The sequence below is a fragment of the Pedococcus sp. P2_A3 genome, assembly GCF_056405035.1.
On the sequence record NZ_JBFUCW010000001.1, the window covers coordinates 243,969 to 257,584 of the forward strand.

Annotated in this window: 10 protein-coding genes; 8 read left to right on the plus strand and 2 right to left on the minus strand. The window is 73.1% G+C overall.

Annotation, left to right across the window (positions count from 1 at the left end):
* The first annotated feature begins 64 nt into the window (after positions 1–64).
* Together AC1DX8_RS01225 and AC1DX8_RS01230 are read left to right on the plus strand one after the other, a co-directional pair.
* Positions 65–3,265 (plus strand): ATP-dependent helicase, encoded by a 3,201-nt coding sequence (locus tag AC1DX8_RS01225; protein ID WP_477628079.1) that lies wholly within the window; start codon positions 65–67, stop codon positions 3,263–3,265.
* Positions 3,262–6,690 carry an ATP-dependent helicase gene (locus tag AC1DX8_RS01230; RefSeq protein WP_477628080.1) on the plus strand — a complete coding sequence of 1,143 codons (3,429 nt, stop codon included), beginning with the start codon at positions 3,262–3,264 and terminating at the stop codon, positions 6,688–6,690. The genes AC1DX8_RS01225 and AC1DX8_RS01230 overlap by 4 nt, the downstream gene beginning before the upstream one ends.
* Here AC1DX8_RS01230 and AC1DX8_RS01235 read toward each other — a convergent pair.
* Complete coding sequence (locus tag AC1DX8_RS01235) at positions 6,687–8,084, minus strand: phosphotransferase (protein ID WP_477628081.1); 1,398 nt, start codon at positions 8,082–8,084, stop codon at positions 6,687–6,689. The genes AC1DX8_RS01230 and AC1DX8_RS01235 overlap by 4 nt on opposite strands.
* A gap of 41 nt (positions 8,085–8,125) precedes the next feature.
* Here AC1DX8_RS01235 and nudC point away from each other — a divergent pair, with 41 nt between their 5' ends.
* Entirely contained in the window at positions 8,126–9,082 is a 957-nt protein-coding gene (gene nudC / locus AC1DX8_RS01240; protein ID WP_477628082.1) for an NAD(+) diphosphatase, read from the plus strand.
* A 123-nt stretch (positions 9,083–9,205) separates the two neighbouring features.
* On the opposite strand, the gene AC1DX8_RS01245 is transcribed toward nudC, so the two are convergent.
* Positions 9,206–9,475, minus strand: coding sequence for a glutaredoxin domain-containing protein (locus AC1DX8_RS01245; protein ID WP_477628223.1), 270 nt, complete (start codon positions 9,473–9,475; stop codon positions 9,206–9,208).
* A gap of 109 nt (positions 9,476–9,584) precedes the next feature.
* Between AC1DX8_RS01245 and AC1DX8_RS01250 the strand changes: the two genes are divergently transcribed.
* The 5 genes from AC1DX8_RS01250 to AC1DX8_RS01270 all read left to right on the plus strand — a co-directional run bounded on the left by AC1DX8_RS01250 (position 9,585) and on the right by AC1DX8_RS01270 (position 13,561).
* Complete coding sequence (locus tag AC1DX8_RS01250; RefSeq protein WP_477628083.1) at positions 9,585–10,034, plus strand: PPOX class F420-dependent oxidoreductase; 450 nt, start codon at positions 9,585–9,587, stop codon at positions 10,032–10,034.
* A gap of 118 nt (positions 10,035–10,152) precedes the next feature.
* Positions 10,153–12,339, plus strand: coding sequence for an ATP-dependent DNA helicase UvrD2 (locus AC1DX8_RS01255; protein ID WP_477628084.1), 2,187 nt, complete (start codon positions 10,153–10,155; stop codon positions 12,337–12,339).
* Positions 12,340–12,487: 148 nt separating this feature from the next.
* Positions 12,488–12,724, plus strand: coding sequence for a hypothetical protein (locus AC1DX8_RS01260; RefSeq protein ID WP_477628085.1), 237 nt, complete (start codon positions 12,488–12,490; stop codon positions 12,722–12,724).
* A 271-nt stretch (positions 12,725–12,995) separates the two neighbouring features.
* Positions 12,996–13,283 carry a WhiB family transcriptional regulator gene (locus AC1DX8_RS01265; RefSeq protein ID WP_477628086.1) on the plus strand — a complete coding sequence of 96 codons (288 nt, stop codon included), beginning with the start codon at positions 12,996–12,998 and terminating at the stop codon, positions 13,281–13,283.
* A gap of 146 nt (positions 13,284–13,429) precedes the next feature.
* Positions 13,430–13,561, plus strand: a complete 132-nt coding sequence (locus AC1DX8_RS01270; RefSeq protein ID WP_477628087.1) for a hypothetical protein — start codon at positions 13,430–13,432, stop codon at positions 13,559–13,561.
* Positions 13,562–13,616 lie beyond the last annotated feature (55 nt).

Consider the following 13,616-nt stretch of genomic DNA (forward strand, 5'->3'; position numbering starts at 1 on the left):
GCCGCGCCGGCGAGAGAGACGGGGCATCCCACGCGCTGTCGGTCGCGGATGGTGGGATGGGTCAGTGCTGACCCTCCGCCGCGCCCCGAGCGTGGTGGCCGAGGCGCCGCCACTCGACGACGTCCAGCTGGCCGCGCTCGCCCACCGCGGTGGCGTGCTGCGCGTGCTCGGCGGCCCCGGCACCGGCAAGACCACCACGGCGATCGAGGCCGTGGTCGCCCGGGTCGAGTCGGGCGAGGCCACCCCCGACCAGTGCCTCATCCTCACCTCGTCGCGCGTGGCGGCCGGCAGCCTGCGCGAGCGCGTCACGGCCCGGTTGGGCGGCACGTCGACCGAGCCCCTCGCGCGCACCCACCAGGCCCTCGGGTTCGGCATCCTGCGCCAGGCCGCTGCGTTGCGCGGAGACCCGACGCCCCGCCTGCTCAGTGGTCCCGAGCAGGACGTCATCCTGCGCGAGCTGCTCGCCGGGCACGCCGCCGAGGGCACCGGGCCGGCCTGGCCGGAGCGGGTGCACCTCGCGATGGGCACCCGCGGCTTCCGCGGTGAGCTGCGCGACCTGCTGATGCGGGCCGTGGAGCACGACCTGGAGCCGCATGACCTGGCCCGCCTCGGTCGCGAGCACGACCGCCCCGAGTGGGTGGCAGCGGCCGAGGTGCTGGCGGAGTACGACGAGGTGACTGCGCTGTCCGCGCCGGGCGCCTACGACCCGGCCTGGATCCTGGGGGCCGCCGCCGACCTGATCGAGGAGGATCCGGCTGCCCGGGCCCGCCTCGTGGACGGTCTGCGCCTCGTGGTCGTCGACGACGCGCAGGAGCTCACCTCGGCCGCGGCACGGTTGCTGCGCACCATCGCCTCGCCCGGCCTCGACCTGGTCCTGCTGGGCGACCCTGACAGCGCGGTGCAGACGTTCCGCGGCGCCGACCCGCGCCACCTGAGCGACGGCTGGGTGCAGCTCGGCGCCGCGGCGGGCGGCCGGCGGTCGGCCGACCCTGCCGGCGGGGAGCCGCGCACGCTCGTCCTGCCCACGGCATACCGGCTGCCGCAGGCGGTCGTCGACGCCGCGGCGCGGGTGGCCCCCAAGATCGGCGCGCTCGCGGGCGGCGTCCAGCGCGGCGCGGCCGCGGGGCGAGCCGGTGGTCGCGTCGACGTGCGGCTGCTGCGTGCGGTCAGCCAGGAGGCGAGCCATGTGGCGGCCGAGCTGCGTGAGTCGCACCTGAGGTTCGGGATCCCGTGGTCGCAGATGGCGGTGATCGTGCGCGGCCAGGGGCGCACGGCCACGCTGCGACGGGTGCTGATGGCAGCGGGGGTCCCGGTGGCGGGTACCTCCACCGACCTGCCGGTCCGCGACGAGGTGGCGGTGCGGCCCCTGCTGGCGCTCCTGGAGGTGGTGCTCGACCGTGCCCGCGGGGTCGACGAGCCGTTGCCCGCCCAGGTGGCCGTCGACACCCTCCTGTCGCCGATCGGCGGTGCTGACGCGGTCGGGCTGCGTCGGCTGCGGCGGGCGTTGCGCCGGCTCGAGCTCGAAGGTGGTGGGGGGAGGACCAGTGACGAGCTCCTGGCCGAGGCCCTCCTCGCGCCGGGCGCCCTGGTCGAGGTGGGCCCGGAAGGCCTTCCTGCCCGACGCGTCGCAGCCACGATCGCGGCCGGCGTCAAGGCTGCGCGCGGGATGGTCGACGACACCCCCACGGGCCCGGTCTGGCGGTGGGAGGCCGGGGTCAGCGCCGAGTCGGTGCTGTGGGCGATGTGGGCCGCGACGGGGTTGGGTGCCGACTGGCAGGCCACCGCCCTCGCGGGGGGCGCCGGCGCGGCACGGGCCGACCGTGACCTCGACGCCGTCGTGGGGCTCTTCGACGCCGCCGCGAAGTTCGTCGACCGACTGCCCCAGGCCGGGCCCGAGGAGTTCCTCACGCACATCGGCAGCCAGGACATCCCGGGAGACACGCTGGTGGCGCGCTCGCCGGTCGGCGAGTCCGTGACGGTCACGACCCCCCAAGCGGCCGCGGGCCGGCAGTGGCAGCTCGTGGTCGTCGCGGGCGTGCAGGAAGGCGTCTGGCCCGACCTGCGGCTGCGTGGCTCGTTGCTCGGGTCCGAGCACCTGGTCGACGCCGTCACCGGCCGGGCCGGCACCTTCCGGGCTGCGCAGGCCGCCGWCCGGTACGACGAGACCAGGTCCTTCCTCGTGGCCCTGACGCGCGCGAGCGACCGGGTGATCGTGACGGCGGTGCGCTCCGATGACGAGCAGCCGTCGGTCTACCTCGACGTCGTCGACCCCGAAACCATTGCGACACAAGGGGATCGACCCTTTGCCGAAGTGGCGCGGACGATGACGCTGCCGACCCTCGTGGGCGAGCTGCGCCGCCAGCTGGTGTCTGACGACTCGGCGGTGCGGCGCACGGCCGTGGCTGCCCTGGCGCGGCTGGCGCGCGAAGGAGTGCCGGGGGCAGACCCGGCGCAGTGGTGGGTGCTCCGCGAGGTGTCCGACGAGCGGCCGCTGCGCGGGCCCGGCGAGGAGGTGCGGGTCTCCCCGAGCAAGGTCGAGTCCTTCGGCAACTGCGGCCTGCGCTGGCTGCTCGGCTCGGTGGGCGGCGACGGACCCTCGGTCGGCGCCGCCGACATCGGCACGCTCGTGCACGACATCGCCGCCGAGCTCGGTGACGTCGACGCCGACACCCTCGTCGCCGAGGTCGACGCCCGCTGGGGACGCCTCGGTATGCCGGCCGGCTGGGTCTCCGACCGCAAGCGCCACGAGGCCCACGGCATGGTGCGGCGGCTGGCGACCTACTTCGACGAGGCGCGAGCCGGCGGCTGGGTGCGCCTCGGCGCCGAGGTCGACATGAAGGTGGCCCTGGGGCGAGCGGTGCTGAGCGGCAAGGTCGACCGCATCGAGGGCACGCCCGACGGCACGGCGCTGCGGGTGGTCGACTACAAGACGGGCAGCGGCAAGCCCCGGGCCGAGGAGCTGTCTCGTCACCCCCAGCTCGGTGCGTACCAGCTGGGCGTCGAGAGGGGGGCGTTCGGCGACCTGGGCGACCGGTCGGCAGGAGCTGCGCTGCTCCAGGTCGGCAAGGCCGCCCTCGTCAAGACGACGCTGCAGACCCAGGGCCCACTGCGCGACGACCCGGAGCCGCAGTGGGCCGAGCAGCTCGTCACCGACACCGCCGAGGGCATGTCCGGCTCGACCTTTCGGGCGACGGTCGGCGACTGGTGCAAGCTCTGCCAGGTGCGCGCGTCCTGCCCGGCCCAGCCCGAGGGGCGGGTGCTGTGACGGCTCGACCGTTGTTGTCCGCCCGGGAGATCGCCGCCGCGCTCGGCCAGCCGCCGCCGACCGACGAGCAGGTGCGGGTGATCGAGGCGCCGATGGCCCCACTCCTGGTCGTCGCCGGGGCGGGTTCCGGCAAGACCGAGACGATGACCGGCCGGGTGGTCTGGTTGGTCGCCAACGGCTTCGTCGAGCCCGACCAGGTGCTGGGCCTCACCTTCACGCGCAAGGCCGCCACCGAGCTGTCCGAACGCATCGGGGCTCGCCTGCGGTTGCTCCAGCAGCGTGACGTCTGGCACCCGCGCACCGACGACACCGAGACCGGGGCCGAGGTCCTCGGCGGCACCCCGACCGTGTCCACCTACCACTCGTATGCCGGACGGCTGGTCCGCGAGCACGCCCTGCGACTGGGTTACGAGTCCGAGTCGCGACTGCTCTTCGAGGCGGCGGCGTGGCAGTACGCGTCCGAGGTCGTGGCCGCGTACGACGGCCCGATGGACGAGGTCCGCTTCGCCGAGTCGACGGTCACGGCGGCCGTCGTCGACCTGGCCGGCGAGATGGCCGAGCACCTCGTCGAGGTGGGCGACGTCGCGGCATACCTCGACCGCGTGCTGGCCTCGCTCGCGGCGTTGCCCCCGCATGCCGGGGCGCGCGGCAAGGACCTGCCCGGTGAGGTCAAGAAGATGCGCGAGCAGCTCCTGGCCCGCGCCGGCGTCCTGCCCATGGTGGAGCGCTACCTCACGCTCAAGCGCACCCGTGACGCCATGGACTTCGCCGACCAGATGGCGTTGGCTGCCAAGCTCGCGATCGGGTTCGAGGACATCGGCGCCATCGAGCGTGAGCGGTTCGGGGCCGTCCTGCTCGACGAGTTCCAGGACACCTCGGCCGCCCAGCTCCAGCTCCTGCAGTCGTTGTTCGTCGCGCCGGGAGAACCCTCCCCGGTCACCGCGGTCGGCGACCCCCACCAGTCGATCTACGGCTGGCGCGGAGCCAGCGCCACGACCCTCAGCGCGTTCCGCCGGGCCTTCGGGGGAGCGGACTCGCTCGCGCCGGTGCGGCCGCTGGCCACCAGCTGGCGCAACGACGCGGCGGTGCTCGACGTGGCCAACGCCGTCGCCGAGCCGCTGCGCGACCGCTCGACCGTGCCGGTGAACCAGCTCGTCGCCCGCGCGGGTGCGGGGCCCGGCCGGGTCGTCGCGGCCCGGGTCGAGACGACCCCCCAGGAGGCTGCGCTCGTGGCCGACTGGCTGGCGCAGCGACGTGCGGACGGGGCCAGGTCGGCGGCGGTGCTGTGCCGCAAGCGGTCCCAGTTCGCGCCCCTCATCGACGCCCTCGAGAACAAGGGCGTGCCCTACGAGGTCGTCGGGCTCGGTGGGCTGCTGCTCACCCCCGAGGTCGAGGACATCACCGCGCTGCTCCACGTGGTGCACGACCCGAGTCGCGGCGACCAGCTGATGCGGCTGCTCACCGGGCCGCTCTGCCGCCTCGGGGCCGCCGACCTCGACGGGTTGATGGCCTGGGCTCGTCACCAGCAGGACCTTCGCCTCGGCGTCGACGACCGGTCGGCGCCGCTGGACGACGACGATGCGGAGGGGGTCGTCATCGGGTCCGCAAAGGCCGACGGCGACGCGGGCGCTGCCCCCGCGAGGCGGGTGCGCGACCAGTCGCCCGACAGCTCAGACCGGGTGAGCATCGTCGAGGCCGTCGACGACCCGCCCCGCCCTGGCTGGAGCAGCTGGGACGGCAAGCAGGTCAGCGACGTGGGCCTGAGCCGGCTCCGAGGACTCCAGCAGGCCATCCGCCGGCTGCGCTCCCTGTCGGCGCTCCCGTTGGCAGACCTGGTGGGCGAGGCCGAGCGGGCCCTGGGCCTCGACATCGAGGTGCTGGCCCGCGAGGGCTACACCCCCGCCGCGGCCCGCGCCCACCTCGACGCCTTCGCCGACGTCGCCGCCACGTTCACGGTCAGTGCCGACCGGCCCAACCTCGGCGGGTTCCTCGCCTGGCTGGCGGCTGCCCTCAAGGAGGAGCGGGGCCTCGACAAGGGCTACATCGAGGCATCGTCCGACGCCGTGCAGATCCTGACCATCCACGCCGCGAAGGGCCTGGAGTGGGACGCCGTGGCCGTCCCGGGGCTGGTCGAGGGCTCGTTCCCGGCCCTGGCCTCAGCCGCGAGTCGATCCGACGGCACGGCGTGGGCGATGTCGGAGCCCAAGCAGCGCGGCTGGGTCGGTGGCCTCTCCGACGGCGGTATCCCGTACGCGCTGCGGGGAGACCGCGACGGCCTGCCGCTGCTCGATTGGGAGGGCGCCGGCGACTGGAAGGACATGGAGACGCGGGTGGAGCGCTTCCTGAGGGCAGGAGGCGACCACGGCGTCGACGAGGAGCGACGGCTCGCCTACGTCGCGTTCACCCGGGCCAGGTCAGACATGCTGCTCACCGCTCCCGTGTGGACCGATGGCAAGACCCCCAAGGTGACCTCGCGCTTCCTGCTCGAGGTCGTCGAGGCCGAGCCCGCGTTGCCGGTCACGGTGCTCGAGTGGGCCGACCTGCCCGACCCGGCGCTCCCGGCCGAAGCGGTCAACCCGACGGCGGCCGAGGCGGTCAGCGTGCTGTGGCCGGCCGACCCGTTGGCGCACCGCCGGGCTGCGCTGGCGGCTGGTGCCGAGGCGGTCCGCGCCGCCGTGGCCGCACAGGCCGAGGGTGCGCCGGCCGAGCAGGCCGTGGCCGAGCAGGCGATGTTCCCGCTTCCGGGCGATGCCCTCGGGGTGCTGGAGGAGCTCGACCTGCTGCTCGAGGAGCGGCGCCGGCTCGCGCACCGCGGTGACGTCACGGTGTTGATGCCGCGTCACCTCTCGGCCTCGGCCGTCGTCAGCCTCGCCCAGGACCCGGCGCGCTTCGCGTCTGCCCTGCGGCGCCCGATGCCCGAAGCGCCCGCGCTGGCGGCTCGGCGCGGCACCGCCTTCCACGCCTGGGTGGAGCAGCACTACGCCCAGGCCGCGATGGTCGACATCCTCGACCTGCCGGGCAGCGCAGACGACGACCCCGGTGACGACGAGGCCCTGCCGTTGATGAAGGAGAAGTTCCTGGCCAGCGAGTGGGCACTGCGCACGCCTGCCGAGATCGAGATCGCGGTCGAGACCGTCATCGACGGGATCGCCGTCCGGGGCCGGATCGATGCCGTGTTCCCACGCCCGGGGGGCGGTTTCACGATCGTCGACTGGAAGACGGGCGCCAAGCCGAGCGGCGAAGCCGCCCGATCCCGGGCGCTGCAGCTCGCGGCCTACCGCGTCGGCTTCGCCCGGCTGCGCGGCCTGGGGCTCGACGAGGTCGATGCGGCGTTCTACTACGCCGGGACCGGAGAGACGGTGTGGCCCGAGCTGCCCGACGACGCTGCGCTGGCCGCCCTGCTGGAGACCGTCCCGGAGGACTAGGTGCGCGGGGTGTAGCCGGGCTCGAACTCCGGTCCGGGGTCCTCGCCCTCGATGGGCTGGGGTCGGCGCAGCGCGCTCACGTCGAGCTCGGCCGTGATGTCATGGCCAACCACGGTTTCGAGCTCCTCCTCGCTCTCGAGCTCGCCCTCGAACCCAGACTCGCCCTCGAACCCAGACTCGCCCTCGAACCCAGACTCGCCCTCGAACTCATCCTCGCTCTCGAGCTCGTCCTCCGTCTCGACCTCGCCCACCGTGCCGACGCGGGCGTCGGCCTCGGCCTCGGCCCTGCCGACAGGGACCGGGTCGTCCGCGGAGTCGGCCGTCCGGCCGAACATCACCTCGACGTCGTCCCCCTCGTCGTCCTCGGCGTCATCGATGACCGGGGGCACCAGCACCGGGCTGACCTGGGGAACGCCCGACCCGGCCCGGCGGTAGTCGTTCGCGGCCTCCTCCTCGGCGTGCACCCGCTCGTCGAGGCGGCGCAGGGCGGAGGCGTACCGCTCGACCTGCAGCCGGTCCCCACCGGTCACGGCCGACATCAGCTGCGAGAGCGTGCGCATCTCGGCCGAGAGCCGGGCGCGGGTGAGCAGGTGGATGTCGGGACGCTCCGCGCGGGCGTGCGCGTAGGCCTCCATCAGTGTCTCGAGCGCCCTCGGCGAGGTCTGCGTGACCAGGGCGAAGAAGTCGTCGGCCGGATCGGCGACCTTCGCGTCCTCCCAGCCGGTGAACGCCTTGACGTGACCGCTGGCTGCGTCGTGGTCGTCGTCGAAGACCACCAGCACCTGGTCGCCGGTGAGGTCGCCGTGCGTCGGGGTGGGTGCGAACCGCCAGAGCGTGACGTCCTCGAGCAGCTTCTCCCACCGGGCCAGCAGACCGGTCGGCACGTGGCCGGTAGCAGCCGCGCGGTCGAGCTCGCTCAGCCGGCGGGTGCGGTAGGTGTCGGCGTCGTAGGCGGGCAGCCCGGCCTCGTCGAACAGGCCGTGGTCGGCGTTGTGCAACGCGGCGATCGACCGGCCGAGCTCGGCGGCCAGGCCCGGGCCCGCGGGCAGCTGCGCGAAGTCCACGTTCTGCCCGGGCAGGTAGGGATAGATCGCTGCGCGGCCACCCTCCTTCAGGGCGGCGAAACCCTTCGGGGTGGGCACGCTGAAGGGGAGCCGCCGCGCGAGCAGCGCGAGCAGGCCGAAGGTCGACTCCATCTGGGCGGCTGCGGCCTGGCTGCGCGGCACCCTGACGACCCAGCGCCGGTGCTGGGTGTCCTGGACGAACGCGACGTCGTAGCCGTTGGCCCGGTCGGGGTGGTCGGACGTGCCGGGGAGCGCCTCGACGCTGGCCGGGTCGAGTCCCGGCACGGCAGCGCTCGCGAGCGCTGCGAGGAAGAGGGGGCTGCGGTCCACACCGTCACCGTATGCCGTGCGGGCGCGCCTAGGGTGGAGGTGTGGGCCTCCTGATCGAAACTCTCCCGAATCTCGCGCTCGCCCGACCCGGCCTCGACCGCCACGCGGAGCTGCGTGCGCAACCGGACCTGGTCGACCGACTCCTGGCCGACCCCTCGACCCGGGTCCTCGAGGTCCACGGCGACAAGGTCCCGGTGCTGGACCGCACCGGCGGCGACGCCTCGGTCGCCGAGCCGGCCCTGGACCTGCGGGCGCCCGTCGCCACCGATGCGGAAGGGCTGGTCCTGTTCCTCGGGCAGGACGGCGACGGCACGGCATACCTCGCCGTCGCCCGGCCGGCCCCCGAGGTGGAGGCCGCCGACGGCGGTGTGTGGGAACAGCTGCGCGGCCTGCGGCAGGTCGGCGCCGACCTCTCCGACCGCGATGCCACCCTCTTCGCGACCGCCCTCGCCCTCGCCAACTGGCACTCCACCCACGGCCACTGCCCGCGGTGCGGTGCTCCCACCGAGCCGATCCAGGCGGGGTGGCTGCGGCGGTGCGACCGCGACGGGAGCGAGCACTACCCCCGGACCGATGTGGCCGTGATCATGTCGGTCGTCGACGACCGCGACCGGCTGCTCCTCGCGCGCGGCGCGGGGTGGGGTGCCGGGCGGTTCTCGGTCCTCGCCGGCTTCCTCGAGCCCGGGGAGAGCCTTGCCGCGGCCGTCGCCCGGGAGGTCCACGAGGAGGTGGGGCTGCAGGTCCACGACGTGGAGTACCTCGGCGACCAGCCCTGGCCGTTCCCCAACTCGCTCATGGTGGGCTTCACCGCGAGGGCCAGCGGCGAGGAGCTACGCCTGCAGGAGACCGAGATCGCCGAGGCGCGGTGGTTCACCCGCGAGGAGTACCGGGAGATCGTGGCCGCGGGCGAGGTCAACCCGTCCACCCGGCTCTCGATCGCCCGCAGGCTGATCGAGCGCTGGCTCGGCCACGACCTCGCCGAGATCGCGCCCGACTGACCGACAGAGCACGTCCCGACGTGACGAGACCCCAGCCGCCGGGCTGGGGTCTCGGGTGTCTGTGTGGTTCCGATCAGTCTGTGTGCCGATCAGTCTGTGCCGAGGCTCAGTCAGCGGTGCCCATCAGGAGGCGAGGCGCTGCTTGACCTCGTTGATCGAGGGGTTGGTGGCCGACGAGCCGTCCGGGAAGAGCAGCGTGGGGACGGTCTGGTTGCCGTCGTTGGCGTCCATGACGAACTTCACGGCCTCCGGCACCTCCTCGATGTTCACTTCGGTGAAGGCGATGCCCTCGCGCCCCATCTGGGCCTTGAGGCGGTTGCAGTAGCCACACCACGAGGTGCTGAACATGGTCACGGAACCGGGGGCGGGGTGCTTCAGGGCGCTGGGGCTCATCGTCTCTCTCACGGGGGTCGGAGGCTGGTCCGTTCTGTCAGGGGCTACAACCATGCCAGGGGTCGGGATCTTCCTGGCCGTCGTGTGACCTGTATGACCATGATGTCCCATGCCCCAGACCCCTGCGTTCGACCCTGCCCTCCTGTCCCTGGCCGCCGGCCGCAACCTCGGGGTGCTCGCGGCCCTCAAACGCGATGGTCGGCCGCAGCTGTCGATGGTCAACTTCGCCCTCGACCGCGGCGACGCCGGCGCCCTGTCGGCGCGGGTCTCGGTCGTCGACGGCCGCGCCAAGGTGGCGAACCTCCTGCGTGACCCGAGGGGCTCGCTGATGGTCACCTCGCCCGACGGCTGGTCGTATGCCGTGCTCGAGGGCGATGCCGAGTTCTCACCGGTGGCGGCCGACGAGCACGACGAGGTGGTCGAGGAGCTGATCGAGGTGTACCGGGCCATCCGGGGCGAGGACCACCCCGACTGGGCCGACTACCGCCGCGCGATGGTGCAGGACGGGCGCCGCATCCTGCGTCTCCACGTGACGCGGGTCTACGGGCTGGCCCAGTGACTGGCCCAGTGACTGGCCCAGTGACTGGCCCGGTGACTGGCCGTTGACTGGCCCGGTGGGCAGCCGCTGACCACTCCGGTGGAGACCGTCGTCGGTCGCCCATGACAGGATCGCGCCGATGCCCACGCAACCCCACGGCATACCCGTGCACGCCTCCGCCGACGCCATCCTCGACGCCCTCGATCCCGAGCAGCGCGAGGTTGCCGCGCACCCCTTGGGGCCGATGGTCGTGCTCGCCGGAGCCGGCACGGGCAAGACCAGGGCGATCACGCACCGGATCGCCTACGGCGTGCACGCCGGCGCCTACCAGGGCCAGCGCGTCCTCGCGGTGACCTTCACGGCCCGCGCGGCGGGCGAGATGCGCACCCGCCTGCGCACGCTCGGCGTCGCGGGCGTGCAGGCCCGCACGTTCCACGCCGCGGCGCTGCGCCAGCTGCACTACTTCTGGCCGCAGGCGATCGGTGGTGCGGCGCCCGAGGTGATGAGCCAGAAGGCCGCGGCGGTCGCCCAGGCCGCGGCATCGCTGCGCCTCGACCTCGCTCGCGACCGCACGGCCATCCGCGACCTCGCCGCCGAGGTGGAGTGGGCCAAGGTGTCCATGCTCACCCCGGAGACGTATGCCGCGGGGGCGCGCGCCGCGCGTCGCGAACCCCCCGGCCTCGACGCCACCGCGATGGCTCGGGTCCTCGAGGCCTACGAGCAGGTCAAGACCCAGCGTGGGGTGATCGACTTCGAGGACGTGCTGCTCCTGACCGTCGGCATCCTCGCCGAGCGCGACGACATCGCCCGCGCGGTGCGGTCCCAGTACCGCCACTTCGTGGTCGACGAGTACCAGGACGTCAACGCCCTGCAGCAGCGGTTGCTCGACCTCTGGGTGGGGGAGCGCGACGACCTGTGCGTCGTGGGTGACCCAGCGCAGACGATCTACTCGTTCACCGGCGCCAGCCCCCGCCACCTCCTCGAGTTCCAGACCCGCCACCCCAAGGCCGGGGTGGTGAGGCTGGTGCGCAACTACCGCTCGACCCCCCAGGTGGTGGGGCTCGCGAACCTCGTCGTGCGTGGCCCGTCGGGGGCCATGCGCAGCAACGCCGTCCAGCTCCAGGCGCAGGGGCAGGACGGTCCGGTCCCGGTGCTGACCTCCCACCCCGACGACCCGGCCGAGGCCGCGGCCATCGCTGCCGAGGTCGCGAAGCGGGTGGCCGACGGGGTGTCGCCGGCCGAGATCGCCATCCTGTTCCGCACCAACGGGCAGTCCGAGGCGTTCGAGTCGGCGCTGGCCGACCAGGGCGTTCCCTACCTCGTGCGCGGCGGGGAGCGGTTCTTCTCCCGCCGCGAGGTGCGCGACGCGATCCTCCTGCTCAGGGGAGCGGCCCGGTCCGACGACGCCTCGAAGCCACTGCCCGAGCTGGTCCGGGACGTCCTGCTCGGGGCCGGGTGGACCCGCGAGGCGCCGAGCTCCGGCGGCGCCGGACGTGAGCGCTGGGAGTCGCTCAGCGCGCTGGCTGCCTTGTCCGACGACCTCGTCGTGACCACGCCCGAGGCGCGGCTCCCCGACTTCGTCCGCGAGCTCGACGAACGGGCCTCCGCCCAACACGCCCCTGCCGTCCAGGGCGTGACGCTCGCCTCCCTGCACGCTGCCAAGGGGCTGGAGTGGGACGTCGTCTTCCTGGCCGGGGTCTCCGACGGCTACCTGCCGATCATGATGGCCGAGACCCCCGAGGCGATCGAGGAGGAGCGTCGGCTCATGTACGTCGGCGTCACCCGGGCTCGTCGCGAGCTGCGGCTCTCGTGGTCGGGTGCCCGCACGCCCGGGGCACGGGCCAGTCGCCGGCCGTCGCGGTTCCTCGACGGCGCGGCGAGCATCCTCGGCGACGGCGCGCGGTCCCAGCCCAAGGGCGCGGGCAAGGTGGGCGGCAAGGCTGCGCGGGGCAAGGCGCTCAAGCCCGCCCTGCCGGCGCACTGCCGCTCCTGCGGCACCGAGCTGACCACCGCGGGCCAGCGCAAGACGGGCCGGTGCGACACCTGCCCGCCGACCTACTCCGAGGCCACCTTCGAGCGGCTGCGCGCCTGGCGGCTGGCTGTCGCACGCGAGTCGAGCGTGCCGGCCTACGTCGTCTTCACCGACGCCACGCTCACGGCGATCGCCGAGCGCGAACCCGGCACGGAGGGCGAGCTCGCCCAGATCTCAGGAGTGGGGACCCGCAAGCTGGGCCTCTACGGCGAGCAGGTGCTGGCGCTCATCGGTGGCGCCGATGTCGAATCGGTGCTCGAAAGCCGTTCTGCCGCAACGGATTCCGGCGACTAGCGGTTCGTTCACCAATTCTTTGCAGGAAATCTCGATAAATGCGTTGCTGCCCCGCAGCGCCGTCCTCTACTCTGGACGAACACACAGCCCAGGGTGTCGCGCGCGATGCGCTGACGTCCTACGAGCAGCCGAAGGAGGGTAGGTCCCAATGGAGAACATCACGATGACGATCGACGCGACTCACATGTCCCGCGTCCGTTCGGTGTGCCCCGAGGTCGGCCAGATCCTCCTCGCAGCCAACCGTGGATGGGTCCAGGGGACCACTGTGCCCTCGCCCGTCGCCACCCGTGTGATCACCGATGCCCCGGTTCCGACGTTCTACGTCGGCAGCTTCGGTGCCACCAAGGATCTCGCGTTCCGTCCCTTCGGAGACCCACCTGTCTAGGCCACCAGCCAGCAGGTCCTCTCCGAGGCCGCGGAACCCGACATCCGGGATCCGCGGCCTTTCTGTTTGTCCAAAACAGGTGTTTGTCCAGAACAGGTGTTTGTCCGAACAGATTTCTTCCGCACCACGCCGAGCAGGAAGAAGCACCACCAGAGATGAAGTGCCACACCGAAGAGAACGGGCCGGCCCCCGACCGGGGACCCACCGGCCAGACGGAACCAACAGAATCCGCCACCACCGTGGCGGGACGACGAGAGGGAGGTGACACCCGATGCATCTGAGCGCACTCCACGACCTGAACGAGCAGGCCGCGATCGCAGGCGCCGGCATCCCGTGTCAGGAGAACGACGCCGAGATGTGGTTCGCCGAGAGCCCGGCTGACGTCGAGTTCGCGAAGTCGCTGTGCCGCACGTGCCCGGCCCTGGCCGCCTGCCTCGCAGGCGCGCTCGAGCGGTCCGAGCCGTGGGGCGTGTGGGGCGGTGAGCTCTTCATCCAGGGGGTCATCGTCGCACGCAAGCGGCCCCGTGGCCGGCCGCGCAAGAACCCGGTCGCCGCCTGATGTCGTCCCTGACGCACGTCGTGACCACTGGCGGGGGCGCCGGAGAGGTGATCGCGGGGTCAGCCGCAGGAGCTGGCCCCGCGGGACCGACCGTCGACCACGCCCACACCACCGATATCCATCTTTCACACCCCAGGAGCTTCACCATGTTCCAGGCCTTGTACGCCGACCTGGCGCGCGCCCATCGACGGCGCCGTCAACGGGAGTACCAGCGCCGGCTCGAGGCACAGGCGCAGCAGGAGATGCTGCTCGCCCTGCCTCGCATGCTGGCCCGGTGACCCCCGCGCCCGAACCCGCCGGGACCTTCCGCTCTGGAGGTCGTCCCGGCGGGTT

Coding starts and splice junctions, on each gene's coding strand:
- AC1DX8_RS01260 (WP_477628085.1), top strand. CDS start 12,488: ATGGAGAACATCACGATGACGATCGACGCGACTCACATGTCCCGCGTC.
- AC1DX8_RS01270 (WP_477628087.1), top strand. CDS start 13,430: ATGTTCCAGGCCTTGTACGCCGACCTGGCGCGCGCCCATCGACGGCGC.
- AC1DX8_RS01265 (WP_477628086.1), top strand. CDS start 12,996: ATGCATCTGAGCGCACTCCACGACCTGAACGAGCAGGCCGCGATCGCA.
- AC1DX8_RS01255 (WP_477628084.1), top strand. CDS start 10,153: ATGCCCACGCAACCCCACGGCATACCCGTGCACGCCTCCGCCGACGCC.
- AC1DX8_RS01245 (WP_477628223.1), bottom strand. CDS start 9,475: ATGAGCCCCAGCGCCCTGAAGCACCCCGCCCCCGGTTCCGTGACCATG.
- AC1DX8_RS01250 (WP_477628083.1), top strand. CDS start 9,585: ATGCCCCAGACCCCTGCGTTCGACCCTGCCCTCCTGTCCCTGGCCGCC.